General features: G+C 53.6%; 25 protein-coding genes. 12 read left to right on the top strand and 13 right to left on the bottom strand.

The features are described 5' to 3' along the window. Nucleotides 1-50 precede the first annotated feature (50 nt). Nucleotides 51-1,298, top strand: a complete 1,248-nt coding sequence (gene traF / locus CWE14_RS13150; RefSeq protein WP_126799802.1) for a conjugal transfer protein TraF — start codon at nt 51-53, stop codon at nt 1,296-1,298. Nucleotides 1,299-1,389: 91 nt separating this feature from the next. Here traF and CWE14_RS13145 read toward each other — a convergent pair whose 3' ends face one another. The 5 genes from CWE14_RS13145 to CWE14_RS13125 all read right to left on the bottom strand — a co-directional run bounded on the left by CWE14_RS13145 (nt 1,390) and on the right by CWE14_RS13125 (nt 9,528). Beyond that, entirely contained in the window at nt 1,390-3,273 is a 1,884-nt protein-coding gene (locus tag CWE14_RS13145; protein ID WP_126799801.1) for a M1 family metallopeptidase, read from the bottom strand. A gap of 140 nt (nt 3,274-3,413) precedes the next feature. Beyond that, nucleotides 3,414-4,463: an ABC transporter ATP-binding protein gene (locus tag CWE14_RS13140; protein WP_420837106.1), complete on the bottom strand. Its 1,050-nt coding sequence runs from the start codon at nt 4,461-4,463 to the stop codon at nt 3,414-3,416. Further along, nucleotides 4,450-6,207 (bottom strand): ABC transporter permease, encoded by a 1,758-nt coding sequence (locus tag CWE14_RS13135; protein WP_241972413.1) that lies wholly within the window; start codon nt 6,205-6,207, stop codon nt 4,450-4,452. Before CWE14_RS13135 ends, CWE14_RS13140 begins: the two co-directional genes overlap by 14 nt. A gap of 59 nt (nt 6,208-6,266) precedes the next feature. Then, the gene (locus CWE14_RS13130; protein WP_126799799.1) at nt 6,267-7,307 is read right to left on the bottom strand and encodes a Fe(3+) ABC transporter substrate-binding protein; all 1,041 of its coding nucleotides are present in this window, start codon (nt 7,305-7,307) and stop codon (nt 6,267-6,269) included. A gap of 223 nt (nt 7,308-7,530) precedes the next feature. Continuing rightward, the gene (locus tag CWE14_RS13125) at nt 7,531-9,528 is read right to left on the bottom strand and encodes a BCCT family transporter (protein WP_126799798.1); all 1,998 of its coding nucleotides are present in this window, start codon (nt 9,526-9,528) and stop codon (nt 7,531-7,533) included. A 188-nt stretch (nt 9,529-9,716) separates the two neighbouring features. On the opposite strand from CWE14_RS13125, the gene CWE14_RS13120 reads away from it, so the two are divergent. Next, complete coding sequence (locus CWE14_RS13120; protein ID WP_126799797.1) at nt 9,717-10,685, top strand: calcium/sodium antiporter; 969 nt, start codon at nt 9,717-9,719, stop codon at nt 10,683-10,685. Between the two features lie 27 nt (nt 10,686-10,712). Beyond that, nucleotides 10,713-11,153 (top strand): DUF3429 domain-containing protein, encoded by a 441-nt coding sequence (locus CWE14_RS13115; protein ID WP_126799796.1) that lies wholly within the window; start codon nt 10,713-10,715, stop codon nt 11,151-11,153. On the opposite strand, the gene CWE14_RS13110 is transcribed toward CWE14_RS13115, so the two are convergent. From CWE14_RS13110 to asnC, 5 genes are all read right to left on the bottom strand, one after another. Further along, on the bottom strand, nt 11,150-12,742 hold the full coding sequence (locus tag CWE14_RS13110; RefSeq protein WP_126799795.1) for a Na/Pi cotransporter family protein: 1,593 nt from the start codon (nt 12,740-12,742) through the stop codon (nt 11,150-11,152). The two genes, CWE14_RS13115 and CWE14_RS13110, sit on opposite strands and share 4 nt — an antisense overlap. An 80-nt stretch (nt 12,743-12,822) precedes the next feature. Then, nucleotides 12,823-13,836 (bottom strand): ArsJ-associated glyceraldehyde-3-phosphate dehydrogenase, encoded by a 1,014-nt coding sequence (locus CWE14_RS13105; RefSeq protein ID WP_126799794.1) that lies wholly within the window; start codon nt 13,834-13,836, stop codon nt 12,823-12,825. 1 nt (nt 13,837) lies between these two features. Next, on the bottom strand, nt 13,838-14,881 hold the full coding sequence (arsB, locus tag CWE14_RS13100; RefSeq protein WP_126799793.1) for an ACR3 family arsenite efflux transporter: 1,044 nt from the start codon (nt 14,879-14,881) through the stop codon (nt 13,838-13,840). Nucleotides 14,882-14,906: 25 nt separating this feature from the next. Further along, complete coding sequence (locus CWE14_RS13095) at nt 14,907-15,242, bottom strand: ArsR/SmtB family transcription factor (protein ID WP_126799792.1); 336 nt, start codon at nt 15,240-15,242, stop codon at nt 14,907-14,909. A gap of 139 nt (nt 15,243-15,381) precedes the next feature. Next, nucleotides 15,382-15,828 (bottom strand): transcriptional regulator AsnC, encoded by a 447-nt coding sequence (gene asnC / locus CWE14_RS13090; RefSeq protein WP_126799791.1) that lies wholly within the window; start codon nt 15,826-15,828, stop codon nt 15,382-15,384. A gap of 177 nt (nt 15,829-16,005) precedes the next feature. Here asnC and asnA point away from each other — a divergent pair, with 177 nt between their 5' ends. Next, nucleotides 16,006-16,995, top strand: a complete 990-nt coding sequence (asnA, locus tag CWE14_RS13085; protein ID WP_126799790.1) for an aspartate--ammonia ligase — start codon at nt 16,006-16,008, stop codon at nt 16,993-16,995. Nucleotides 16,996-17,040: 45 nt separating this feature from the next. On the opposite strand, the gene bfr (CWE14_RS13080) is transcribed toward asnA, so the two are convergent. From bfr (CWE14_RS13080) to CWE14_RS13070, 3 genes are read right to left on the bottom strand one after another with little or no spacing between them, the layout of a single operon-like run. Continuing rightward, nucleotides 17,041-17,532, bottom strand: a complete 492-nt coding sequence (gene bfr, locus CWE14_RS13080) for a bacterioferritin (RefSeq protein ID WP_420837104.1) — start codon at nt 17,530-17,532, stop codon at nt 17,041-17,043. Nucleotides 17,533-17,562: 30 nt separating this feature from the next. Beyond that, a complete protein-coding gene (gene bfr / locus CWE14_RS13075; RefSeq protein ID WP_126799789.1) occupies nt 17,563-18,027 on the bottom strand; it encodes a bacterioferritin in 465 nt (154 codons plus the stop codon). 26 nt (nt 18,028-18,053) lie between these two features. Then, the gene (locus CWE14_RS13070) at nt 18,054-18,305 is read right to left on the bottom strand and encodes a bacterioferritin-associated ferredoxin (protein WP_241972412.1); all 252 of its coding nucleotides are present in this window, start codon (nt 18,303-18,305) and stop codon (nt 18,054-18,056) included. 105 nt (nt 18,306-18,410) lie between these two features. Here CWE14_RS13070 and CWE14_RS13065 point away from each other — a divergent pair, with 105 nt between their 5' ends. Genes CWE14_RS13065 through CWE14_RS13030 form a run of 8 tightly spaced genes read left to right on the top strand, consistent with a single transcriptional unit; the run spans nt 18,411 to nt 25,368 of the window. Then, nucleotides 18,411-18,914 carry a Na+/H+ antiporter subunit E gene (locus CWE14_RS13065; RefSeq protein ID WP_126799788.1) on the top strand — a complete coding sequence of 168 codons (504 nt, stop codon included), beginning with the start codon at nt 18,411-18,413 and terminating at the stop codon, nt 18,912-18,914. Then, nucleotides 18,911-19,180 (top strand): MrpF/PhaF family protein, encoded by a 270-nt coding sequence (locus CWE14_RS13060; RefSeq protein WP_126799787.1) that lies wholly within the window; start codon nt 18,911-18,913, stop codon nt 19,178-19,180. Before CWE14_RS13065 ends, CWE14_RS13060 begins: the two co-directional genes overlap by 4 nt. Beyond that, nucleotides 19,177-19,497 (top strand): cation:proton antiporter, encoded by a 321-nt coding sequence (locus CWE14_RS13055; RefSeq protein WP_126799785.1) that lies wholly within the window; start codon nt 19,177-19,179, stop codon nt 19,495-19,497. The genes CWE14_RS13060 and CWE14_RS13055 overlap by 4 nt, the downstream gene beginning before the upstream one ends. Then, nucleotides 19,497-20,423 carry a hydrogenase subunit MbhD domain-containing protein gene (locus CWE14_RS13050; protein WP_126799783.1) on the top strand — a complete coding sequence of 309 codons (927 nt, stop codon included), beginning with the start codon at nt 19,497-19,499 and terminating at the stop codon, nt 20,421-20,423. Before CWE14_RS13055 ends, CWE14_RS13050 begins: the two co-directional genes overlap by 1 nt. Further along, nucleotides 20,413-20,712 carry an NADH-quinone oxidoreductase subunit K gene (locus CWE14_RS13045; RefSeq protein WP_126789235.1) on the top strand — a complete coding sequence of 100 codons (300 nt, stop codon included), beginning with the start codon at nt 20,413-20,415 and terminating at the stop codon, nt 20,710-20,712. Before CWE14_RS13050 ends, CWE14_RS13045 begins: the two co-directional genes overlap by 11 nt. Next, complete coding sequence (locus CWE14_RS13040) at nt 20,709-22,151, top strand: complex I subunit 5 family protein (RefSeq protein ID WP_126799782.1); 1,443 nt, start codon at nt 20,709-20,711, stop codon at nt 22,149-22,151. Before CWE14_RS13045 ends, CWE14_RS13040 begins: the two co-directional genes overlap by 4 nt. Next, a complete protein-coding gene (locus tag CWE14_RS13035) occupies nt 22,148-23,641 on the top strand; it encodes a proton-conducting transporter transmembrane domain-containing protein (protein ID WP_126799781.1) in 1,494 nt (497 codons plus the stop codon). The genes CWE14_RS13040 and CWE14_RS13035 overlap by 4 nt, the downstream gene beginning before the upstream one ends. Beyond that, on the top strand, nt 23,638-25,368 hold the full coding sequence (locus CWE14_RS13030) for a complex I subunit 5 family protein (protein ID WP_126799780.1): 1,731 nt from the start codon (nt 23,638-23,640) through the stop codon (nt 25,366-25,368). Before CWE14_RS13035 ends, CWE14_RS13030 begins: the two co-directional genes overlap by 4 nt. Nucleotides 25,369-25,500 lie beyond the last annotated feature (132 nt).

Raw genomic sequence — 25,500 nt, 5'->3', positions numbered from 1 at the left:
TAAATACATAAACTAGGCGCGCAACCATATAAATAAAACGGACTAATTCTATGCTATTTACTCGATCGACTCTCGCATCGCTGATTGGCCTTGCGCTTATTGCCTCGCCTGCGCTAGCTAACGACAACCGTTCTCACGCCATGGGCGGTTCCGGCGTAGCCAACGGTAAGTACTTCCAGTCAGGGTCATTAAACCCGGCGCTGGCCGCCAATTTTGAAGAGCGCGACCATTTCGGCCTTATCCTGCCCGCTGTTTACTTTGAAGCAGCCGATCAGGACCAACTGACAGACCGAATCGATGATTTTCAGGATAGCTTCGACCAGTTGGAATGGCTGCTGGAGCAAGTGGATATGGGTGTTCCAGTGAATGAACAACAACTGGAGCAAGCCCGGGGACAACTCGCCGACGACTTCACTAATATACGGGGCACCGTTATCGCTGATGTGGGTGTTCACGCATCGGCATCTATTCCTAACCGTTTCGCCGCCGCTTCATTCTTTATAAATAGTGATTTAAGTGCATTCACCTCAGCCAAGCCTGACGAGAATGATATAGAGCGTATTCTGAATGCTCAGAGCGACAATGAGCTGAACGAATTAACCTCTGAAGGCTACGTGGTTGGTCGCTTGATTACCGATGTCGGCGTCGCGTTGGCGCGCGATTTTAATCTTTTTGGCCGTAATCTGACGTTCGGTGTTGCACCGAAAATGCAGCAAATAGAGAGCTTTACCTACTTTTCAGCACTCAGCGACATCGACACCGATGACTTCGACGCAGACGAGTACCGCTCTTCTTCATCAGCCGTCAACGTCGATCTGGGCATGACCATGGATCTCAGTGAACGTATGAGCTTCGGTGTTTCAATGCAAAACCTGATAAGCCAGGAAGTAGACGGGCAGCCCATCTACTCTCGCCAGCTAAATGATTTGGTATCACTGGATTACGAGATAAAGCCACACGCAGTAGCCGGTCTGGGTTACAACACTCGTCGCATGTCGTTGAGCCTGGATCTGGATCTAACCAAGCAAAACTACCTTGGCTTAAGCCCGGAAAGTCAGCTGCAAGTGTTCGGTGAAAGCCGGGAAACCCAATTTGTGCGGGCTGGCTATGAGTACGATATCGCACGCTGGATTCAGGTGCGTGTAGGCTATCGCCACGATATGCAAGACAGCTATGAAAGCGCAATCACCGCAGGCCTTGGTTTCTCGCCGTTTGGTCGCATGCACATCAACCTGTCAGCCATGTACGCCGACGACCGAAACCTTGGCGCCGGCGCCCAACTAGGTTTCACATTCTAACTTTCAAGATTCAAGCGCGGGGCTTGAACGTTGAATTGGCAGAAGCAGCAACGCCAAATTCAATGATCAAGCCCCGCGCTCGATCGTTGAATCAGCGCGCGTCAGCCAATAGCGCTTCGATGGAGTCGCGTGTCAGCTGGTGGTAGTCTGGTTTGGCTTGTTCATACAGCTCAAAAGCTCGCGTCGGATCGGCTTCCAGCAACGCGCTGTAGACAGGTATTAAATAGGCCAGTCGCCCCATCCCTAACGCCATTTCCTCTACCCGATGCAAGGCGGGTTCGTAATCATGGCGAATCGCAATCTCAAGCCAGTTCGTTAATACCGCGTTATTCTGAGTGGATGTCAGCCCAAGCTCACGGTCAAGGCGCGCTAACTCGTCATCCGACATCCCATTCGGCAAATGACGTAAAAAGTACAAGCGTTCGTGAATACTCCACTGCGACATATCAACCGCCGCTCCTTCAAGCCAGGCCTGGCGTGCGTCATCAACCTCGGAGAAAGCATCAACTTCAACCGTCACCATGCTTTCCGGCAAGCCCGGCTGATACAGCCATTGCTGCACATCCTCACGGCTCACGTTGTCGTTTGAATCCACCAGGTTGTCATATAAATACTGTTCAAACTCTTTAGTATTCAAACTCTTAAACGAATAATCGGCGAAGTACTGGCGAACAAAACTGTCGAACACATCGCGTCCAACCCGTGACTCGAGGAAGAAAAGAAACGACGCTGCTTTGTCGTAGGGCACTGAAGTGAAAATAGTTTCCGGGTCGCGCTGCTCAAGCTCCAGATGCAGCACTTGCTGACGTTCGGTCAACGACTCAATTGAGCGCTTAAGACTTTGATCTGCAAGCATACGCTCCATCAGAGCCCGCTCTTCACCATACACCGCTTCCATGATCCGATTCTGCACGTACGAGGTAAAGCCCTCGTTTAGCCACAGGTCACGCCAGGTGGCATTGGTCACTAAATTTCCTGACCAGGAATGCGCTAACTCATGCGCAATCAGGCTCACCAGACTTTGATCGCCTGCAATCACCGTCGGCGTAATGTACGCCAGTTGCGGGTTTTCCATTCCACCGAATGGGAAGCTCGGTGGTAAAATCAGCTGGTCGTAACGGTCCCAGGCGTAAGGACCAAACATCGACTCAGTCACTTCCATCATATCAGTGGTATAGGAAAACTCATTGACCGCAGCTTCGAGCACCGAAGGTTCTGCGTAAATGGCCATCCGCTCGTTCAGCGCGTGAAACTCAAGGTCACCCACCGCAATCGCCATCAGATACGGCGGGATAGCCTGTTCGCTGGCCATTTCATAAACACCGGTCCGCTCCGGGTTCGGTGGGTTATTTGCCCCCATCAGACCAATCAGTTGCGGTGGTGTCGTCAGACGCGCACTAAAGGTCAGCCGCGATGACGCGGTATCCTGTATTGGCACCCAGGTACGCGCATAATGTGGTTGCGACTGGCTATATAAGTAGGGGTGCTCGCCACCGGCAGTACCCGCGGGTTCAACCCAGTCAAGACCTGTCGCCGTTGGTGACGAGGTGTAGTGAACACGCACTTTCGTCGGCTGATCAGTCAATTCAATTCGAAGTGCAGCTCCCAACACGGGGTCGTCCTCGCCAAGGCGAAAGCTACCGTCCTGCCAGCCTTCGCCATCGCTTAACTCAACCCGATGAATATCAAGGTCATCCGTATCAAGGACAAATTCAGCCGCCTCGCTATTGATATACTCCAGCTGATATTCGGCGAACCCCGATAAGGTCTTCTCTTCAAAGTTCACATCAAGTTCTAAATGCAGGTGCGGCGCGCGCACGTCGTTGGTATTCGCATAGCTATGCAAGTCATCCGTCGGCGTTTGCACCCGGTAATGCTCTGAAGGGGAAAAGTCAGTAACCGGTTCAGGCGCAGGAGAACACGCAAGCAACCACATTGGCGCGCTTACCAGCAGCGTCGTTTTTATTGTTTTCATGATGATATCCACACTGTTGTTGGGGTCAGATATAGCTACTCTATCACAGCATTCAATGATCGAGCGCGGGGCTTGAACGTTGAATTGGCGGAAACAGCAACGCCAAATTCAATGATCAAGCCCCGCGCCCGAATGTTGAATCAGGTGTCGCAGTAGCCGGCGTGAAACAGCACCAGGTGATCGAGGTTCATTTTCAGCCGGATCTGGCTGCCAACGTCATACTGATAATGCGACGGGGCCATGCACAGCACCTGTGCGCCGTCCGCCAGCTCGGCTGTATAAAGGAAGTGCGAGCCTCGGAAACCGCGCGAGACGATAGAGGCTTCCTGCTCACCAGCACTGTCAATCACAATGTCATCCGGGCGGATAAGCACATCAACCACTTCACCAACACCGGCACTGCCAAAATGCTCGCCATGCAAGCATCCGAGCGGCGTTTCAACGCATCCATTTTGATTAATGTGGCCGCGCAGCAACACACCATGACCAATAAAATTGGCCACCAGGTGGTGTGACGGTTGGTGGTAAAGCCCGTATGGTGTGTCCCATTGCAGCAGCCGACCACGGTACATCATGCCCGCTTTGTCAGCCATCGCAAAGGCTTCCTGCTGATCATGAGTGACCAGCAATGCAGTAATATTTTCTTTTTTAAGCACCGCCCGAACTTCCGTGGCCAAGGATTCACGCAGCTCAGCATCAAGCGATGAAAAGGGTTCGTCCAACAGCAGGAGTCGCGGCCGCGGTGCCAAAGCCCGAGCCAGCGCCACACGTTGCTGCTGACCACCGGACAACTGATGCGGGTAACGCGGCCCGTATCCCTCAAGACCAATGTGCTCAAGCAACTCTGCCACCCGGCTCCGTTTTTCAACCGTTGAGGCGCCACGCAGTCCGAAACTGATGTTATCGGCCACGGTCAAGTGTGGGAACAAGGCCACGTCCTGAAAGACCATACCGACCTCCCGGTGTTCCGGCTCAAGATGCACCTCTTCACCAGACACCCGCTGATCCGCAAGGTAAACAGCACCACCGGCAACTCGTTCAAAGCCTGCTATCGCACGCAACAAGGTGGTTTTGCCGCAGCCGGATGGCCCCAGCAAACAACCAATTTCGCCACGCTCAAGGGTTAAACTGACATGGTCAACAATGGTATGGCCACCCAACTCAACTTCGATTGAATCAAGCTTTAACAGGCTCATAAATATCCTCAGGCTTAGGTTCAGCAGCGTTCGCCGCTTGCTCTGCTTCGTTACGACGACCCATAGCGCGACTCAGTAAAATGACCGGAATCAACCCGGCCAACACAATCATCAGGGCCGGAGGCCCGGCATCCGCGAGGCGCTCATCGCCCGCCATTTCGTAGGCTCTGACCGCAAGCGTATTGAAATTAAACGGCCGCAACACAATTGTAGCGGGCAGTTCCTTCAACACATCGACGAAGACCAGAATGGACGCGGTTAAAATACTGGTCCGCAACAGCGGAAAATGGATCCGTTTTAGTACTTCCCGCGGGGACAGCCCCAGCACCCGAGCACTTTCATCCATGCTGTGGCGAATTTGGCTTAGCCCGCTATCCACAGTTTGAATCGAGATCGAGAGGAAGCGCACCGCATAGGCAAAAATCAACGCCACAATAGTACCCGACAAAATCAGCCCGGGGTTCCAGCCAAATAAAAATTCAGTGATATCAATGAACCTGTTATCCAGCCATGCCAGCGGAACCATAACCCCAACTGCAATCACCACCCCGGGAATAGCATACCCAAGCGTCGCCATTCCAACACTTCCGCGAACCATCCGCGTTGGCGACCGACGTTTGCCATAACACAGCCACAGCGCCAGCAAGACAGTAACAAACGCGGCGATAGTAGCCAGTAGCACGGTATTCCCTACCAGGCTCCAGAATGTCGGTTGCAGCCATATTTCGGCCCGTTCCAGTGACCACCAACCGAGCTGAATCGCGGGGAACAGGAAGCCAAATAAAACCGGTAAAAAGCAGGCTAAGAAGGCACCTGCAGCTTTCCAGCCGGTAAGTACATGAGGTCGGGCCCGAACCGAAGAGCGCCCAGCACCATGGTAGCGAGAACGCGCCCGCGAAATGCGTTCAACCACCATCAGCACCACCACGAATGTCAGCAACATCGATGCCAGTTGCAGGGCGCCGATCTGATCGCCCATGCCATACCAGGTGCGGAAAATACCTGTGGTAAAGGTAGTAACCCCAAAATAGTGCACGGTGCCGTAGTCAGCCAGGGTTTCCATAAGCGCCAGAGTGACCCCGGTGGCAATCGCCGGCCGCGCCATCGGTAACGCGATGCGCCAGAAGCTCGCCCAGGGCCCTAACCCCAGCGTTCGCCCCGCTTCTATCGCAGCACTGGACTGCTCGATAAAAGCCGCCCGGGTAATCAGGTAAACGTAGGGGAAGAAGACCAGGCCCAACATCAGCACAGCCCCCCCAATGGAGCGTATTTCCGGGAACCAATAGTCGCCAAAGCCCCAGCCGAATGCACTGCGCAATGCGGTTTGTACTGGCCCTTCGAAGGCTAATATACCCGTATACGTATATGCGGTTATGTAAGCAGGCATTGCCAGGGGCAACAATAATGCCCAGCGTAACCAGCGCACGCCCGGGAACCGACACGCCGTCGTCAGCCAGGCCGTAGACACGCCGATTACCACCACCATGAAGCCAACGCCAACCAGCAAAATACCCGAATGACGAACGTACTCGCCAATCACCGTGTCCCATAAATGAGCCAGGTTGGCGCGTTGTTCTACAGAGAAAATACCAAGAAAGAATGCCGCCACCACGACTAACAGCGGCAGGCAGATGATCATCGCCACCAGTGGCAGGCTAAAACGCGAAAGCCGTGAGCCCGACAACGTCGGGTTCACGGCTTGTGTGCTTGACTGAGACAGCTTAGCTTCAGTGTTCACCTTAAATAGTCAATCCTTAGCACTTTGCCGCTGCCGCACTTGTCAGCAGCGGCTATTCATTAACGCCAGCCAGCACGGTTCATTAAGCGTACCGCGGCTGCATTGTTTTCACCCAGTTCGCTGACCGGTAATTCGTCCGCTTTGAACTCACCCCAGGCTTGGGTAATTTCACTGCGTGGCGCGTCATCGCGTACCGGATATTCCTGGTTACGCTGTGCATACGAACCCTGCGCTTCCGGACCAGCCAAAAACTCAATCAGACGAATTGCGTTTTCTTCGTTTTTCGTGTGGCGTAGTACACCAATACCGCTGACATTCACGTGCACGCCCTGTTCACCGGCACCTTGAGCTGGCCAGTGAATTGACAAGGCTTCAACAGTCGCCTGATCATTGCCATCGTCACTCGCCGTCAGGCCGCCGAAGTAATAGGTATTAGCAATCGCAATATCACACTGACCATTGGCCACGGCATGTAACTGGTCACGGTCGCCGCCAACCGGGCTGCGCGCGAAATTAGCTACCAGACCACGTGCCCACTCTTCGGTCACTTCCTCGCCATGGTGCGCAATCATGCCTGCTACCAGCGACTGGTTGTAAACATTGTCCGATGAACGAACACAAATACGACCACGCCACTTTTCATCGGCCAGGCTCAGGTAGTCACTCAGCTCGCTTGGATCAACCCGGTCATGGGCATAGAAAATTGGACGAGCGCGCAGGCTCAGGCCAAACCACTGATTATCCACATCACGCAGGTGAGCCGGGATAGCGGCTGCCAACTCAGGGGATTCAATGGCCTTAAATAATTCCGCATCTTTAGCGCGTTGCAGACGTCCCGCATCCACGGTAATAAACACGTCGCCCGGGCTGTTTTCACCTTCTTGCTGCAAACGGCTAAGCAGTGCATCACCAGAACCCGTTAACAGGTTGACCTTGATCCCGGTTTCATCTTCAAACTGATCCAACAATGGCTTGACCAGGCTCTCAATTCGAGCTGAATACACAGTCACTTCATTGTCATCGCCATTGCGGCTGCTAAAGGCCAGAATAATTGCCAGCAAAACGCCAGCCACAATGACCACTTTGAGTACGTTCTTCATTCCATAAATCCTTAGGTTTTCTACCGCTCATGTTAAGACATGGAGTTGATAATCACAATGATTATCAGGCGCTATACCCTACCAGGCAGCGGCTGGCTCCGTGGGAGAGCCAGCCGCTGCCATAGCTAAAGAAGAGAAGCGATGCTAACTCCACACCGACCGAAATGATAATGGTTCTCGTTCACCCGGTCGAGTATACACCGCCCAAAAGCAGAATCAACCCTTAACGCACCACGTGCAAGAAGTGCATATGTTTCTCATATTGGTCGACAATATCGGCGATAACCTGGTCTTTACTCCAGCCGTAGAGGTCATAGTCCTGACCGCCTTCGCGCAGATGAACCTCGGCGCGGAAGTATTTCAGCTCGGCATCGCGTTTTTTACGGATATCGCGCATCACAAAGCTTGGCGGACTATAGGCGCGTGGCCGCACCGAATAGAAAAAGTCCATTTCGTCGCCGTGCTCAGTCTGGATCCAGTAGCGTCCGTCTTCATCATCGCCAAGCAGGACACGCATATCCTGTGCTTTCAGCTCTGCGGCAACAGACTCCATGGCTTCCCGCACCGTGCCCTGAATAAAGTTGATCACTTTGTCCTGCCGCGGATGATCAACAATTTGCTTCAGACGTGCCTTCCAGTGTCCGGTGTCGGCAACCGGTGCTAGCGTGGCCTGGCGCAGTGACACTTTTTTCACCACTTCTAAGCGCAGTGCGCGGATTAACCCCCAACACATCAACAGCATCACCACCGTAAACGGCAACGCCGAGGCAATGGTCGCGGTCTGCAGTGCATCCAGCCCCCCTGCTATCAGCAAGGCAATCGCCAGTAAGCCTTCCAGGCCTGCCCAGAAAATGCGCTGCCACACTGGCGAGTCGTCATCGGTACCGCCGGAGGTCAGCATATCCACTACCAGGGAACCTGAATCCGACGAGGTCACGAAGAAGGTAATAACCAGAATCGTGGCAACCACCGAGGCAATGGTGGAGAACGGCAGATACTCGAAGAACTGGAACAACGCACGGGATTCGTCGGCCATGACCGCGGTACCCAACTCGCTAATGCCCTGTTCAAGGATCATATTGATACCTGTGTTACCAAAAAAGGTCATCCACATAAAGGTGAAGCCCATTGGTACCAGCAGCACGCCCGTTACAAACTCACGAATGGTGCGCCCGCGTGAAACCCGGGCGATAAACATACCGACAAACGGCGACCAGGCAATCCACCAGCCCCAGTAGAACAGCGTCCAGCCACCCAGCCAGTCGTTTTGCTCGTAGGCATACAGATTGAAAGTCATATTGACGATATCTGAGGTGTAGGCGCCGATGTTCTGCACCAGCGTTTGCAGCAGATACACCGTCGGTCCGGCAATCAGGACGAAGGCCAGCAATGCCACCGCAAGAATCAGGTTAAGCTCGGAAATACGGCGGATACCGCCATCCAGCCCCATTACCACCGAGCCGGTTGCGATAATGGTGATACCGATAATAAGCAGCACCTGCACCCAAAGCGAAACCGGCACTTCAAACAGGAAGTTAAGCCCCGCATTGACCTGCATTACCCCCAGACCAAGTGACGTCGCCACCCCGAACAAGGTACCGACCACCGCAAAAATATCCACTGCATGGCCAATCGGCCCGTAAATACGGTCTCCGATTAACGGGTACAGCGCCGAGCGTATTGTCAGCGGCAAGCCATGGCGAAACGCGAAGTACGCCAATGACAAGGCTACCACCGCATAGATCGACCAGGCATGCAGGCCCCAGTGGAAGAATGTCACCTTCATCGCTTCGCGCGCGGCGTTCACCGTTTCAGCATCGCCAGTCGGTGGTGCCACATAGTGCATGACGGGTTCAGCGACACCAAAGAACATCAGGCCGATACCCATACCGGCAGAAAACAGCATGGCAAACCAGGAACCGTAACTGTAGTCAGGCTCGGAATGGTCCGGCCCGAGCTTGATCCGCCCGAACGAGGACAGCGCCAATACAATCACGAAGATAAGGAAAATGGCGACTGACAGGATGTAAAACCAGCCTGCTTTTTCTATCACCCAATCCTGAATCATTTCAAACCAGGCCTCGGACTTATCCGACCATACCATCGCAACGATAACGAAAATCGCCGCAATCAAACCCGAGCCAATAAACACTGGCGGATTCATCACCAGGTTCGGTTTAATTATTAACCCCTTTTGGGACTTTTCCGGATCATGCTGCATTTTTCCCCCTTTCAACATTCCAGCGCGGGGCTTGAATATTGAATTGGCTATCCATGTGTGCGACCAATTCAATGATCAAGCCCCGCGCTCGATCGTTGATTTACTCAACAAACAGTTGATTTTATATAGGTTCGTTTTAGGCTTTACAGTATAGTTAAGGGCATATATTAGTAAACCAATGGATTATTATGTGGATTCCAATCGCTGCAATTATCGTCGGTCTGGCATTACTGGCCTGGAGTGCCGATCGATTTGTTGACGGCGCCTCATCGACGGCTCGTCACCTTGGTATGTCGCCATTACTTATCGGTATGCTGATTATTGGTTTCGGCACCTCGGCCCCGGAAATGGTGGTCTCGGCAATGGCAGCGATAGACGACGCGCCTAACCTTGCCCTGGGTAATGCCTACGGTTCAAACATTGCAAACATCGCATTGGTACTTGGCGTAACCGCAATTATTCTTCCGATTTCAGTGACTTCCGGTGTTCTTCGCCGCGAAATTCCACTTCTTTTTGTGGTCATGCTGGTCGCTGGCTGGCAGCTGCAAAGCGGCATCATCACCCGCTGGGAAGCATGGATACTACTTGGTTTGTTTGCCGCATTTTTAATCTGGGCGATTCGTTTGAGCAAACAGGGTGATGATATTCTGAGCAACGAAAGCGAAGCTGAACTCGACAGTCACCCCATGCCATTGGCTAAATCAATTATCTGGCTTGTAGTCGGCCTGGTACTGCTGGTACTTAGCTCACGCATCCTCGTCTGGGGTGCGATAGATATCGCTGAAGCCTTTGGCGTCAGTGAGCTGGTTATCGGTCTGACTATAGTGGCGGTTGGTACCTCGCTGCCTGAGCTGGCTTCCTGCATTGCCGCCGTACGCAAAAACGAACATGACCTGGCACTGGGCAATATCCTCGGCTCAAACGTCTTTAACACTCTGGCGGTGGTCGGTATCGCCGGTGCTATCACGCCGATAGAGTTCGATTACGATGTGTTTACCCGCGACTGGGCGACCATGATGGTACTGACTGCATTGCTGCTGATTTTCGGCTTAGGCCGCGGTGGCAAAGGACGCATCAACCGCGTTGAAGGTGCCGTGCTGCTACTGCTTTATGTTGCGTACATGGTCTGGCTGTTCACCTCTCAGGTCAGTAGCTAACCACGCTGAATTATACAGGACCCCACTATGAATGATGTCACTCAACAAACCGCGATTCGCCTTGCCTGGACCGGTTTAGCGCCTTTTATTTTGCTCGCTGCGCTGGGCGTTGTCGGCATTTATCAGGGGCTGGCGTTGCAGGCGTTTCTTGCCTACAGCGCTGTCATACTGTCATTTCTGGGTGGCATCCATTGGGGTCTGATCATGGCCGGCGAAATGGAAAAACCTCAGGGCCGCTTACTAATTTGCATGCTACCTTCACTGGTCGGCTGGCTTGCCGTCGCCTTTGCACCGGCGCTAGTTGCCTTGGTTGTATTGGGTTTATTCTACATCCTCTGGCTGCGCTATGATGTCGAAGCGGTAACCCAGGACTGGTATCAGAAAATGCGCCGTCCGATTACTTTTGTCGTTACCGGCACCCACTTCCTGTGGTTTATTGCCATCGCATCCGAGCGAGCGGTCAGCTAGGTAGTTGCTGCCGGTTCCGTTGGCGCCGGATAAAGAATATTGGCAATCCGGATTACCCGTTTCGCGCTGTCTTCGCACAGCGCAATAATAGCCAGATACTCGGTTACCCGGATTGCATTCTGAGTGCCATTCTCGATCTCTGCCAATAACTGACGCCGGGTCAGCTTACGAACACTGGCAATGTCGGCGAGTGCTTGCTCTCGTTGATCGCCGCTCAGTGCCTTTAGTTGGCCACTGCCGAGTAAATCTGAAAACTGCAACAGTAACTCAGAGGGTATGGCACTGTGCAAACGCTCAAAGGGACGTTTACGCAGCTCGTTTAAATTCAGTCTGAGTTCACGCAATTCCTGCTGCGCCCAGCTTAAATTAAGAAACGTCTCGGCACTTCCTGCCAGATTGGCCTGGCTGGTCAATGCTTCACCAAACTCCTCGATTCGCTCAAGCAGCGCCAGCGTATTCACTTCATCGTGACCATCGCGCTCGTCTTCGCTTAACTGCAATATATTGCGAGCGCGCCGCAGCAACTGTTTAAATACACGCTTCAGCTCAGAGTGCATCGCTGCTACGCCCATTGCGGGCGACGACAGCACCGTTTTATCCAGATACCTGGGTTTGTCTGAACTCAGTTCCGGCTGTTTGATCCAGCGTTCCACGCGCCGAAACAAATACTCAGAAAACAGCCACATAAGGAGCACGCCAAGGACATTAAAGAGGGTGTGGAAAAGCGCCAGCGCGGTGGTGATAGTACCGCCAGTGTGATCAGCAATGTAATCGACTAACAGCCACATCGGCCACAGCAGAAGCAAGGCAATAAGGCCGGTAAAGGCCTTCTGACTGACATGAACCATCGCCAGACGTCGGGCATTTGCAGTCGCCCCAATTGATGCCAGCAGCGAGGTGCCAGTGGTGCCGAGGTTGGCCCCGATAACCAGTGAAGCCCCCACCATGGGAGTAAACACACCGGTCACCGCCGCGGTCAGAATAATCGCCAGGGAGGCGGAGGACGACTGCATCAACACCGTCAACAGCGCCCCACCCAGAACGCCGAGTACAATACCCCAACCGCCCGCAGCGGCAATCTGCTCGACCGGGATCACATCAGCAATGTTATCAAACGCGTCGCGCAGAGTACCCAGACCAAAAAACAGAATACCAAAGCCCGCCAGCGCGAAGCCAAGGTGCTTCAGTCTGCCCTGTTGCAGAAACAGGTGGAGCAACATGCCCACGCCAATCATCGGCAGCGCCGCGGCATCAACCCGCACTTTAAGTCCGATTAAGGCAACGATCCAGGCGGTGACTGTAGTGCCGACATTACTACCAAATACCACCCAGGCGGCTTTGCGCATGGTCAACATACCAGCGTTGGTAAAGCCCAGCGTGGTCATAATCACCGCGCTGGAGGATTGCACCACCGCGGTCAGCGTAAAACCAGTTAGCAACGCACGCGGCCGGGTCTGGGTCGAGCGCTCGAGAATACTGCGCAGGGAATCCCCCGCAGCCGCTTTCAGACCCTCGGTCATCATTGCCATTCCCAGCAACAAAAACCCAAGCCCGCCCAAACTCATTGCCCAGTCCGTAAAACTCATCATCCCCACCTTTCAACGATCGAGCGCGGGGCTTGAACATTGAATTGTAAAAGGCAGATTCAACGATCAAGCCCCGCGCTTGATCATTGAATTTGTGCGATGCGTTTGACCAGGTCGACGACGCGCATGGAGTAACCCCATTCGTTGTCGTACCAGGCGTAGACTTTTAGCTGGGTGCCGTTGATGACCATGGTCGACAATGCATCAACAATTGACGAGCGTGGGTCGGTTTTGTAGTCAATCGAGACCAGTGGCCGCTCTTCGTAGCCGAGGATGCCCTCCAGTTCACCGGCGGCGGCTGTGGCAAACGCGGCATTGACCTCGTCGACTGTGGCTGGCTTTTCTAGCTCAAACACCATGTCGGTTAACGATGGGCATTCCAGTGGGACACGCACCGCATGGCCATTAATTTTACCAGTAAGCTCCGGAAAAATAGCGGTAATTGCCTTGGCAGACCCAGTGGTGGTCGGGATTAGCGACATACCGCAGGCGCGTGCCCGGCGTAAGTCTTTGTGGGGGGCATCGAGTATAGTCTGGGTGTTGGTCAGCGCGTGAATGGTCGTCATGCTGCCGTGCTTAATGCCCCAGTTGTCTTTAACCACTTTCACTACAGGCGCCAGACAGTTAGTAGTGCAAGATGCTGCAGTGACAATGGTATGCACTTTTGGATCGAAGTCCTCGTCATTCACGCCGACCACAATGTTAGGCACCCCATCCGACTTCACTGGCGCTGTTACCACTACATGCTCAACGCCTTGATCCAGATACGCCTGCAACACGTCAGCCGTTTTATTGGCGCCTGAGGCTTCAATTACCAAATCACAGCCGGACCAGTCGGTCTTCTTAATTTCTTTTTCCGCCGTGCAGTGTATTTCACGGCCGTTAATTTTAAGCGTGCTACCGGCTCCTTTCACATCGTGTCCCCAGCGCCCATGGACTGAGTCAAACTCGAGTAAATGCGCCATGGTCGCCGCGTCCGCACCAGGGTCGTTAATCTGCACAAACTCGATATTATCCGCACCAAACCCTGCCCGCAGCGCCAAGCGGCCGATGCGTCCAAATCCATTGATGCCAACTTTTACAGTTTTCTTGCTCATATCACTTTCCTTCTTGTTGGTGGGCGCGGCGATCAGTTGCCGGCGCTAATTTATTCATCAGATATACCAAAGATAGCATTACTGGCACTTCTACGAGGACACCCACCACAGTGGCAAGCGCTGCCCCCGAGGTAAGACCAAACACAGAAATGGCCACAGCAACCGCCAGCTCGAAAAAGTTAGAGGTGCCAATCAAGCATGCGGGTGCTGCCACGCGATGCGGTAAACGCAGCAGATAGGACCCCACATAGCCGATGCCGAATATTAAATAGGTTTGTATAATCAGTGGAATAGCAATTAACACAATAACGAACGGCTGGCTGATCAAGCTTTGCGCCTGAAAGGCAAACAACATCAGTACCGTCAGACAGAGGCCGCCGGTAGCTAATGGTTTGACCCCATGCTGAAATTTTTCCAGCGCCTGCATACCACCACGCTTAAGCAACCAACGGCGTACCAGCACACCAGCCAACAGCGGTAGCACTACATACAACACCACAGACAGCAGCAGCGTATTCCACGGCACCGTCAGATCGGTAATACCGAGTAGAAAGCCTGCAATGGGTGCAAAGGCAAAAATCAGAATCACGTCATTGACCGATACCTGCAGCAAGGTATAAGACGCATCGCCGCGGGTTAGCTGGCTCCAGACAAAAACCATGGCGGTACAGGGTGCCACACCCAGCAGGATCATCCCCGCAATGTATTGACTGGCATCATCAGCGCTGACTAAGTTGGAGAACAAGCCGCGGAAAAACAGGTAGCCGAGCGCAAACATAGTGAATGGTTTAATCAGCCAGTTGACCACCAGCGTTAACACCAGCCCGCGCGGTTGTTTGGTTGCCGCCCGCAGCGAACTTAAGTCAATCGCCGTCATCATCGGGAATATCATCGCCCACACCAGTACCGCGACAATCAGGTTCACACTGGCGAATTCGAACTGCGCCAACGCCTCAAACACCTGAGGAAAACCCACCCCCAAGGCGACGCCTGCTGCAATGCACAGTGCCACCCATAGCGACAAATAGCGTTCAAAAAGTCCCATTAAGCAAACTTCCCTAATTCAATAATTAACAACAACGCTCAGGGCGTGACGGCATCTGTTCAACCCGCGCCATTTGTTGCCAGGTTTGTGGCTGATACTGCAAACGTAGATTGTCCAGCAATTGCGCTGCCCAATCCGGAAGTTCCTGCGCCCAAGCGTAGAACATCCATTGACCCTGGCGTCTGTCGCAGATCAATCGGGCGTCTTTTAACAGGCGTAAGTGGCGGGATATTTTGGGCTGAGACTCGTCCAGTGCAGCGACCAATTCACAGACGCAGAGTTCTTTTTCTGTCGCGAGCAGCAGCATAATCGCCAGCCGGGTCGGATCAGCCAATAGTTTAAGGGTCGCTGCAGGGTCCATAATGAGTTCCTCGTATACGGATATATAGATATGCGCATATGCATTTAAACATATATGCGCATATGTGTATATCTGATCACAAAGGAACTATAGCCCCTCCTGATGACAACGCAATGACGCCGCCCTCAAAGCCTGCCCCTTAAACCGCAATATCACGAGCAATAGGATTCTGCAGCGATATCAGCGTATCCGTGGACTGGATTTCGTCAATCGGCTGAATACGTTCGATCAGCAGTTGCTGCAGATCATCAATACTCTTCACCATGACTTTAATAAAAATACTGTACTGCCCGGTGGTATAGAAGGCTTCCGTCACTTCCGGCAAGGCCTCAAGCTTTGCCAGGGCTTTCGGATAGTCGCCCGCCTGCTTAAGAATAATGCCAATAAAGCAGGTTACGTCGTAGCCCAGTTTGCGCGCATCGACTTTTAGTCGGGTGCCTTTAATAATCCCCGCATTACGCATTTTCTCCACCCGCACGTGAATCGTCGCCGGGCTAACCTGGTTCTCTTTGGCAATTTCTGCGTAGGAAATGCGCGCGTTGCCCATCAAGGTGCGCAAAATCGCCTGGTCCAAATTGTCGATCATTTAAAATCTCTCTCCATTAAACGGGTTAAATTAGATATAAAACACAAATAACGTCATTTATTAACAAATACAAACAACCAAAACGAACTTTAATTAAACACTATTGAATAAATCCTCGCCATAGACAATGCTGAATCAGAACAACATTCAAACCCAGCAACCAGCGAGACGACCCAGATGAAACGCAAATTCCTCCATCGCCAACAACAAATTCGCTATATCAAACAGCTTTTTACCGAGCTTTTGTGTGACGAGCTCAACCTGACCGAAGTTCAGGCACCACTGCTAACGGATCCTCGTGACGGCATTCAGGACACCTTATCCGGTCACGAAAAGGCAGTGGCCGTTGATGTGCGTAGCCTGCAAACCCGCTATGAAGTGGTTCATTCTTTAGCAAAATGGAAGCGCCACACGCTGGCTCGCTATGGTTTTGAGCCAGGCGAAGGCATTGTCACCCAAATGAAAGCCCTGCGCCCTGACGAAGAGCAGCTCAGTGCGGTGCATTCGGTGTATGTCGACCAATGGGATTGGGAGCAGTCGTTGTGCCCCAGCCGACGAACCAGTGCCCAATTGAAACAAGCGGCCAGTGCCGTTTATCAGACACTGCTGAAAACTCACCGCCAGGTTAAAACTATCTACCCAAGCCAGCTGCAATTGCCTGAGTCACTAACCTTTATCAGCACCGAAGCTTTGCTGCAGAAGTACCCTCAACTTTCGCCCAAAGAACGCGAACGGGAGTTTACCCGGAGCCATAAAGCAGTCTTTATCAGCGGGATTGGCGCCGCTCTAAGTAACGGTCAGCGCCACGACGCCCGCGCCCCTGACTACGACGACTGGACGACGCTCGATGAAGACGGCGAACAAGGATTAAACGGCGACATTCTGGTCTGGAGTGACGTCCTTGACGACGCCATTGAACTGTCAAGCATGGGGATCCGTGTGGATGCCGCCGCCCTGATTAAGCAACTCGCATTAGCTGGCCGCGAAGCGGCTGCGGAGCAACCCTGGCATCAAGCATTATTAAACGGGCATTTACCGGCATCGGTCGGAGGTGGGATCGGGCAGTCCCGGGTGTGTATGTTTCTGATGGAGGAGGCCCATATCGGTTATGTTCAACCCGGTGTCTGGTGCGAGAAAACCCGCGCCGAGCACACCGAGTTGCTTTAACCAGGACCTGGAATCAGGAACCTGGCACACCAGCAAACAGAAAACCTATAGCTGCGCCTGCAGGTAAACCTGCTCGCCAAGTTTCTCCATCAGCTCAAGCTGCTGGCGCAGCCAATAGGCATGATCTTCTTCAGTATCAGCAAGAATTTCAACCAGCATACGCCGGGTGACAAAGTCTTGATTTTCTTCACAAAAAGCAATCACCTTCTTCAAGGTGCGTGCGTTATCACGTTCCAGTTCAAGACCAACCTCGAGCATCTGGCGTACGCTTTCACCGACCGGGTACTCGACCCGGGTACGCATGTCAGGGGTACCACCAAGAAAAATAATCCGGTCCATCAGCATCTTTGCGTGATTGCGTTCATCGTCGGCTTCATGCGCAATACGCTCATGCAGTTTACTAAAGCCCCAGTCATCAAACTTTGCCGCATGGGCGGTGTACTCATCGATTGAAGTCAGCTCGTAGGACAGTAAGCTATTCAGTAATTTAACCACTTCCTCGGGTTGCTTCATCGCGCCATTCATTGTGTTCGCCATACTTCCTCCTAAAACCAGACTGCGCAAAACTTACAGTTTGGTCTGCAAATATTTTTCCACGCCCAACGTCGTAATCAAGTCCTGCTGCGTCTCTAGCCAGTCCTGATGCGATTCCTGTTGTTCCAGGATTTCACCAAGCTGATCACGGGAAACATAGTCCCGGTGCTCTTCACACAAAGTCATCGCTTCGCGTATCGAGGCGCAATCATCGGTCTGCACTTTTAAGTCGAGCTTGAGCATTTCCGCAGGCTCTTCACCAATATAAAGTTTACCCAGCTCTTGCAGGTTGGGCAGCCCTTGCAGAAAGAGGATCCGCTCAATGACCACATCAGCATGCTTCATCTCAGCGATCGAGGCTTTATAAATGGTGGAATTAAGTTCAGAGAAACCCCAGTTTTTATACATGCGTGCATGCAGAAAATACTGGTTAATTGCGGTTAACTTGCGGGTCAGTACGCGGTTTAACGCACTGAGAATTTCGGGATCGTTTTGCATCAAGCGCTCTCCTTAACAACTTTCTGTTAAGGATAGCATACGCCTGAGCCAGTACCTGTGACAACCGTTACCGTTGCCTCGGTGACTGGTGCTTGTTGTTGCAGTGCGTCGTCAAGGACCTCTTTAGCATGCCCGGCACAGCGGCCACACTGGGATGCAACCCCATGTTCCTGGCGCAGGCAACGCATACTGCTCGCCCCCGCTTGCACGGCGCGCTGAATGTCTTTGTCGGTGACTGCTTTACATAAACATACATACATGGCTGAATTTAAGCACAAATACGAATCGTTATCAAACACATTTCGCAAACTGAATTTCACCGTTACTTCAAATTACGCTACGCTTAGCAGCTAACTGGTTGAAATTTAAGTATCAAGGCGGCTATGCATTTTTTCGTATCGGTGCTTTTAACAAGTAGTTTGTGGTGGATCCTGACCGAGGGAGCGCAGGCCTGGTGGATTGGCGGCCCGGCCGTATTGCTGGCCAGCTATGTCGCCACGCGTTTGCACCACACTGATAGCCAACGAATCAACTGGTTACAGGTTCCGCTGTTTGCACTGTTCTTTCTGGCCCAGTCACTCAAAGCGGGGGTCGATGTAGCAGTGCGCACGCTTCGTATCCGTCCTGCGATTAATCCTGGCACCCTGTATTATCGAACGTCACTGCCGCCAGGCACCGCACGCTACCTGTTTGGCTCCATCGTAGGTTTGTTCCCCGGTACTTTATGCACTGACTTTGACCACGATCAGGTCATTTTGCACGTACTCGACACCAACGCCGATATCGCTATGGACTGCCGCAAACTCGAGCGCCGCATCGCGCGGTTGTTCTCGCTTCCTCCGACACCAGTACCGCCCACGTCGCGAAACAAGGAGACTCAGTCATGACTGCATTCTGGTGGACGGTCGCCGCGCTATTGCTGGTGACCTTGTTAGCGGGCCTGATCCGTATCTGGCGCGGGCCAAACCCGGCTGACCGCATGCTCGCCGCACAATTATTCGGTACCACGGGCGTCGCTATTTTACTGGTCCTGGCTCAGGCAATGCAGACGCCGGCGTTAAACGACGTCGCCCTGGTGCTGGCGTTACTCGCCGTGGTCGCCATGGTTGCATTCGTGCGTCGCGCCCGCCCTGAAACGGAGGAGCCTGAATGATTTACCTGCAATACCTGTTGGTGGGTGCCGGTTGCCTGTTTTTTATTGTCGGTACCTTAGGTTTGTTGCGTTTTCCGGATACCTTTACCCGTATTCACGCCATCACCAAGGCTGACAATCTAGGCCTCGGGCTACTCATGCTGGGACTGTTGCCAAGCACCCAGAGCGTGCCGCAAGCGCTCAAGCTAGTCCTGATTTGGTTATTAGTGCTGGCAGCCAGCGCCACCGCCAGTTATCTGATTGCCCATTACGTCAAAGCAAAATCCCCGGATGCGCTGCCGCATGCCGCTGAAACCGCAAGCGAGGAGCAGGACTGATGCAATTTGCCTTCGATAGTATGCTCGGCCTTGGACTTCTGGCATGCGCCGCTGGCGTATTCTGGTCACGCGACCTGTTCCGCTCCGTGGTTATGTTTATTGCCTTCGGGCTGTTACTGGCACTGACCTGGGTTCGGCTTGAAGCGCCTGATCTTGCCTTGGCCGAAGCGGCCATTGGCGCAGGCCTGACCGGTGTATTGCTGTTAGATGCGATTGGCCACTTACGTCAGCATAAAGAGCACAGCCCCCGTAACCACTGGCTATTGCCTTTACTCTGTTGCATTGCACTTGCTCTGCTATTAATCCTGAGCCTTAACGCGCGCCCGGAAGCAAGTATCTCATTGCCAGAACTGGTCGCTGAATCACTGCCGGAATCCGGAGTTGAGCACCCAATTACCGCTGTATTGCTCAACTTCCGTAGCTACGACACCCTGCTTGAAATCGCCGTACTCCTGGTCGCCGCCGTTGTGGCCATGGCATTAAATGATGGACTTGCAGCGACCGCTCGGACAAGCGCTGAACAATCAAGCCGCGACCCCGTCCTGGCTGGATTCACCAGTCGCTTAGCGCCGGTTATTCTGCTGATTGCTGTCTATGTACTATGGGCCGGTTCGTACATGCCTGGTGGCGCCTTTCAGGGCGGCGCCATTCTTGCGGCAGGCCTGGTGCTGCTGAAACTGGCCGACTTCCATATTGAGCGTTATGCGGAATCACTGCTGCGTCTGGGTTTGGCGCTCGGCTTCCTGGTTTTCCTTGCGGTAGCCACCAGTGTCATGATCGGCGGCCGTCCATTCTTAACCTATCCGGAAGCCTTTGCCGGGCAATTTATTTTGTTTATCGAGGCGGTATTAACATTCTCTATTGGTCTGATTTTATTCAGCTTATTTAATCAAAGCCCAGGTCAGGAGGTGCCCCATGACAACTGATTTCTGGTTCGCCTGCATCGGTGCGGTGCTCATCGCAATGGCGCTGTTCACCTTTATCCGTCACACCCATTTGCTACGCCGTATTTTAGCCTTCAATATTATGGGCTCCGGGGTATTTTTAATCTTGGTTGGGCTGGCTCAACATCAACGCCAGACCGATCCTGTGCCGCAAGCTTTGGTACTAACCGGCATCGTCGTCGCCGTTGCCGCTACCGCCCTGGCCTTGATTATTTTTCGTCGTTTCTATCAGCTTAGTGGACGTACCGAACTGGATGAGGATCAGCAATGAATTTAATCCCGCTGTTGCTGGTTATCCCGCTCGCCTGGGCCTTGCTCAGCTTGTTGCTGCCTCGGTTGCCACTTGGCTTACTGGCGCTGGCAGGTATTGTGTTACAGCTGGGCACTGCCGCCATGCTCTGGAACGATGTACAAATACATGGTGCCTCCCGTTATGCCATCGGAGACTGGGTTGCGCCGCTTGGCATTACCCTGGTAGCCGACGGCCTGACCGTGACCTTGCTCGCCATGACCGCGTTGATTGCGGTGGTTTGCGCTTTCTATGCAATTTTTTACCTCAGGGCCTATGAAAAAGAGCGGCGCTATTTCTGGCCGCTGTTCTGGTTTTTACTGGCTGCCTTGAACGGCATCTGGTTGGCCGGCGATCTGTTCAACTTATATGTCGGTCTTGAACTGGTCACCCTGGCGGCCGTCGGCATGGTGACCTTAAGCGGAGAGCGCCATGCCCTCGCTGCCGGGTTACGCTATTTATACGCTGCCTTGCTGGGCTCGCTGGCCTATCTGCTCGGGGTAGCCCTACTCTACGGCGCCTATGGCACACTCGACCTGGGCCAGCTGAGCAGTTTGCTTGAAGCCAATTTAATTACTCAGCTCGCCCTGGCATTAATGACCTTCGGTCTGCTAATGAAAACTGCGGTGTTCCCGTTGCATAGCTGGTTACCTCCGGCCCATGGCGGTGCGTTAGCCCCAGTCAGTGCAATCTTGTCTGCGTTGGTGGTGAAGTCCTCGTTCTATATTCTTGCCCGTATCTGGATGGATGCTGGCAATGCGCTGATGCCAGTCAGTGCTGCTCAGTTGCTTGGTGCCCTCGGCGCACTGGCTATTATCTGGGGTGGCTGGCAGGCATTCAGGCAAAGTGAAATTAAAATGTTGGTCGCTTACTCAACCGTCGCCCAGCTCGGCTATTTAATGCTGCTCTTTCCGCTTGCCATCGGACAATCGCAGCAGAGCGCCATACTCGCCTGGCAAGGCACCATGCTGCATCTGCTCTCGCACGGCTTTGCCAAAGCCGCGATGTTTCTCGCCGTGGGCACGCTGGTGCTAGCGGTAGGAAAAAAACGAGTTGTCGACATGGCCGGAATTTCCGCCAAAATGCCGCTCGCATTGTTCGCTTTCGGGCTCGCCAGCGTCAGCTTAATGGGGTTGCCGCCAAGTGGCGGTTTTAATGCCAAATGGTTGCTGATGCAGAGCGCTATTCAAAGCGGGCAATGGCATTGGGTCGCGGTATTGCTGGCTGGCAGCCTGATTACCGCGAGTTATGTATTCAGGGTTTTCAGTGTGTCATTTCAAAAAGATGCCGACCCACAGATCAGACCCACCCACCCGGCTTTGGATCTGAGCGCTTTGCTACTCGCCGCCATCGCGATTGCACTCGGCTTCGGCGCTGCCATTCCGGTTGAATTGTTAACCTTGCCAGAGGAGATGTTATGAGCTTCTGGTTACCACTCTTAGTACTGGCGACGTCGCTGGTTGCGGCGCTGTTCATTTTCACCCTGCCGGAAGAACGTCATGCCCTGCGCGGCAGTTTTAACCTGCTTGCCGCGCTGGTTAAAATCGCCCTGGTCGGGTGGATGATTATAGCGGTGGCCAACCAACAAACCTTTGAGACCCGCTTTACCCTGATTGGCGACATTGACTTTGTGTTACGTGCTGACGCGCTCTCCTTGCTGTTCGCCGGGCTGTCATCCTTACTCTGGTTATTTACCACTATCTATGCCATGGGTTACCTCGAAGGGACGCCTCAGCGCAGTCGTTTCTTTGGTTTCTTTAGCCTCTGTGTGGCCAGTACCATGGGCGTTTCCATGGCCGGCAATCTGTTTACCTTCTTGATTTTCTTCGAAATGCTCACCCTGTCGACCTATCCGCTGGTGGTCCATAAGGGCACGGCCGAGGCGCTCCGGGCTGGACGCACCTACCTGTTTTACACCATCGGTGGCGGTGTCGCCCTGCTCGTTGGTATCGCCTCGCTGCATGCGCTGGTTGGCCATACTGAGTTTATCGAAACCGGGGTACTGCGTGATGTATCGCCCGATCTTTACCCTGCGTTAACCGCCATCTTTATTCTCTTAATTGCCGGGCTCGGGGTTAAAGCGGCCATTGTGCCGCTGCATGGCTGGCTACCTGCGGCCATGGTCGCGCCAGCACCGGTGAGCGCGCTGCTGCATGCGGTGGCCGTGGTGAAAGCCGGCGCTTTCGGCGTCGTGCGGGTGATTTACAATGTGTTCGGGGTCGAGTTTTCCTATCAACTGGGGGTGCTGGTGCCGCTGGCTGCAGTGGCGTCGTTCACCATTATCTGGGGATCGATACAGGCGCTGCGTCAGTCTGACATCAAAAAGCGGCTGGCTTTTTCCACCGTGTCCCAGGTCTCCTATATTATTCTCGGGCTCAGTCTGTTTGGTCCGATTGGCACCATGGGCGGGCTGGTGCATCTGCTCCATCAGGGCATTATGAAAGTTACCCTGTTTTTCTGTGCCGGTATTTTTGCGGAAACTCTGGGTATTACCAGAATTCGCGATCTCAACGGAGTGGGTAAGCGCATGCCGCTGACCTCTGCCGCCTTTACCATTGGCGCTTTCGGTATGATCGGGATACCGCCGGTAGCCGGTTTCATTTCCAAATGGTACCTCGGCTGGGGCGCGATGGAAGCCGGACTGCACTGGGTACTGGGCGTGCTGTTAGTCAGCTCGCTGCTCAATGCCGCTTACTTTCTGCCAGTTATCTACCGACTTTGGTTTGCCCGCCCTGCCCCTGAATGGCCGGATGAACAAATCCCAGCAGGCCGCTTCGAAACCAATCCCTGGCTACTGATACCGACGGTTATTACCGCCGCCTTTAGTCTCGGTGCCGGCGTCTTTGCCGCTGCGGCCTGGAGCCCACTGAGTTGGGCTGAACTGATTGCTGTACGGGAGTATTTGTCATGAGCTGGATACTGATTTTAGCGACCTTAGTACCACTGGCTGCGTTCTTCTCCGTCGCTCTGTGCAACTCGCCTCGCGTCGCGCCCTGGTATGCCTTGCTGACGCCTTTGCCCGCGCTGCTGATTGCGCTTTTCGCGCCGGATCTAACCATGCAGGCGCCCTATATCCTGTTTGGCGTGGTCTGGGAGCTGGATAGTCTGTCCCGTCCGCTGCTCGCTATGACCTCGATCTTATGGCTGTTTGGCGGCTTGTTTATCCGCGATTATCTGCGCGATGACCCGGCGTTACGGCACTTCCTGCTGTTTTGGCTACTGACCATGCTCGGCAATCTGGCACTTATTATGGCACGTGACATCGCCAGCTTTTACACCGGCTTCGCCCTTATGACCTTCGCCGGGTATGGTCTGGTGGTACACAATGCCAGCCGTGAAGCGCTGCATGCTGGCAAGGTGTATTTAGTCATGGCGCTGATAGGTGAAGTCCTGATCCTGGCTGGTTTTCTGACCCTGCTGCCGGGGCTGGTTGAACCTATGCTTCATTACGTACCACTTGCCATCGCGACCGAAAGCTATGGCCTTGTCGCCGCTACGCTATTGTTTGCTGGTTTTGGGGTCAAAGCCGGGGTCCTTGGCCTGCATATGTGGTTACCGCTGGCGCATCCGGTAGCACCTACCCCAGCCAGTGCGGTACTCAGTGGCGCCATGATCAAAGCCGGTTTACTTGCCTGGATGCAAATGCTGCCGCTGACCGGCGACGCGGCCGAATTGATGCGCCTGGATACCTTTGCTATGTGGATTATTGCGCTAGGTCTTGGCGCCGCCTTTCTTGCCGGTGTGGTTGGCTCATTGCAAGCCCAGGCAAAAGCCGTACTGGCCTATTCCAGTATCAGTCAGATGGGGATTATGACCACCCTGGTCGGGGTTGCTCTATTACGACCAGAGCTGTCCCCTGCGCTGACTGGTGCGCTTATCGCTTATATGGTCCATCATGGTCTGGCCAAAGGCGCCTTGTTCCTGACCGTGGGTCTGGCCCAACACCCCGCCGGGTTGAGCCGCTTAACAGTGCTGCTGAGCGCCTTGTTACCCGCGCTTGCTCTGGCTGGAGCGCCGCTAACATCAGGCGCTGCCGCCAAGTATCTGATGAAAGACAGCCTCTACAACCAGCAACTGGATCAACTGATATTTGCCCTGACTCTGGCCGCGGTCGCCACGGCATTGCTCATGCTGCGCTTCCTCTATTTGCTTGGGCAGCAAAAGGCAAGTGACAAAGCCATGCCGAGCGTGACGCTGGCAGTAGTCGGATCGGTCATATCAAGTCTGCTGCTAATCTGGTGGCTACCGTTGCAATTGCCCTTCCTGGCCCCGATTAGTGTCTCTGCACTATGGGATGCGACCTGGACCCTCGGTCTGGCTGTCCTCATTGCCGGAGTTGCTTATAAATCTCAGAGTTTTATTCAGCTGAGCATCCCAGCAGGTGATATTGTCTGGCCACTGCAACGCATGTTGCGTCTAATCGCCCGCCTTTATCCGCCACTTCGTGACAGCGCCAGTTGGCTCCATCAGCGTTGGCAGCACCTCATCCTGGGTGGCAGCAAACTCAGTCTGCTTGCCGCAACCCATATCTTCAGCCGCCTGCTCAGCGAGCGCACCCTCCAGCGCAACATCGCCCTCGCCGCCGCTCTCCTCCTCATCACCTTCACCCTGCTTTCAACATTCCAGCGCGGGGCTTGATCATTGAATCCACCCCTTTTCAACATTCAGGCGCGGGGCTTGATCGTTGAATTCGGGCAATTGGTAAGACCAATTCAAGATTCAAGCCCCGCGCTTGAATCTTGAATGGTGGTGATGCAGCTATGGTTGGGG

The sequence above is a fragment of the Aliidiomarina soli genome (genome assembly GCF_003986975.1).
In the GTDB taxonomy this organism is placed as follows: Bacteria; Pseudomonadota; Gammaproteobacteria; order Enterobacterales; family Alteromonadaceae; genus Aliidiomarina; species Aliidiomarina soli.
Note: the sequence above shows the minus strand (reverse complement) of the source record. Positions and strands in the feature narration are given on the sequence as shown.

Bases quoted from the DNA above. Each gene is read 5' to 3' on its own strand.
- bfr (WP_126799789.1), bottom strand. From the start codon at position 18,027: ATGCAAAACGATCCCGAAATTCTCAGTGCGTTAAACCGCGTACTGACC.
- CWE14_RS13060 (WP_126799787.1), top strand. From the start codon at position 18,911: ATGACTGCATTCTGGTGGACGGTCGCCGCGCTATTGCTGGTGACCTTG.
- CWE14_RS13145 (WP_126799801.1), bottom strand. From the start codon at position 3,273: ATGAAAACAATAAAAACGACGCTGCTGGTAAGCGCGCCAATGTGGTTG.
- CWE14_RS13030 (WP_126799780.1), top strand. From the start codon at position 23,638: ATGAGCTGGATACTGATTTTAGCGACCTTAGTACCACTGGCTGCGTTC.
- CWE14_RS13110 (WP_126799795.1), bottom strand. From the start codon at position 12,742: ATGATGAGTTTTACGGACTGGGCAATGAGTTTGGGCGGGCTTGGGTTT.
- asnA (WP_126799790.1), top strand. From the start codon at position 16,006: ATGAAACGCAAATTCCTCCATCGCCAACAACAAATTCGCTATATCAAA.
- bfr (WP_420837104.1), bottom strand. From the start codon at position 17,532: ATGGCGAACACAATGAATGGCGCGATGAAGCAACCCGAGGAAGTGGTT.
- CWE14_RS13115 (WP_126799796.1), top strand. From the start codon at position 10,713: ATGAATGATGTCACTCAACAAACCGCGATTCGCCTTGCCTGGACCGGT.
- CWE14_RS13050 (WP_126799783.1), top strand. From the start codon at position 19,497: ATGCAATTTGCCTTCGATAGTATGCTCGGCCTTGGACTTCTGGCATGC.
- CWE14_RS13065 (WP_126799788.1), top strand. From the start codon at position 18,411: ATGCATTTTTTCGTATCGGTGCTTTTAACAAGTAGTTTGTGGTGGATC.
- CWE14_RS13095 (WP_126799792.1), bottom strand. From the start codon at position 15,242: ATGGACCCTGCAGCGACCCTTAAACTATTGGCTGATCCGACCCGGCTG.
- CWE14_RS13040 (WP_126799782.1), top strand. From the start codon at position 20,709: ATGAATTTAATCCCGCTGTTGCTGGTTATCCCGCTCGCCTGGGCCTTG.
- traF (WP_126799802.1), top strand. From the start codon at position 51: ATGCTATTTACTCGATCGACTCTCGCATCGCTGATTGGCCTTGCGCTT.
- CWE14_RS13035 (WP_126799781.1), top strand. From the start codon at position 22,148: ATGAGCTTCTGGTTACCACTCTTAGTACTGGCGACGTCGCTGGTTGCG.
- asnC (WP_126799791.1), bottom strand. From the start codon at position 15,828: ATGATCGACAATTTGGACCAGGCGATTTTGCGCACCTTGATGGGCAAC.
- CWE14_RS13125 (WP_126799798.1), bottom strand. From the start codon at position 9,528: ATGCAGCATGATCCGGAAAAGTCCCAAAAGGGGTTAATAATTAAACCG.
- CWE14_RS13130 (WP_126799799.1), bottom strand. From the start codon at position 7,307: ATGAAGAACGTACTCAAAGTGGTCATTGTGGCTGGCGTTTTGCTGGCA.
- arsB (WP_126799793.1), bottom strand. From the start codon at position 14,881: ATGGGACTTTTTGAACGCTATTTGTCGCTATGGGTGGCACTGTGCATT.
- CWE14_RS13045 (WP_126789235.1), top strand. From the start codon at position 20,413: ATGACAACTGATTTCTGGTTCGCCTGCATCGGTGCGGTGCTCATCGCA.
- CWE14_RS13120 (WP_126799797.1), top strand. From the start codon at position 9,717: ATGTGGATTCCAATCGCTGCAATTATCGTCGGTCTGGCATTACTGGCC.
- CWE14_RS13105 (WP_126799794.1), bottom strand. From the start codon at position 13,836: ATGAGCAAGAAAACTGTAAAAGTTGGCATCAATGGATTTGGACGCATC.
- CWE14_RS13055 (WP_126799785.1), top strand. From the start codon at position 19,177: ATGATTTACCTGCAATACCTGTTGGTGGGTGCCGGTTGCCTGTTTTTT.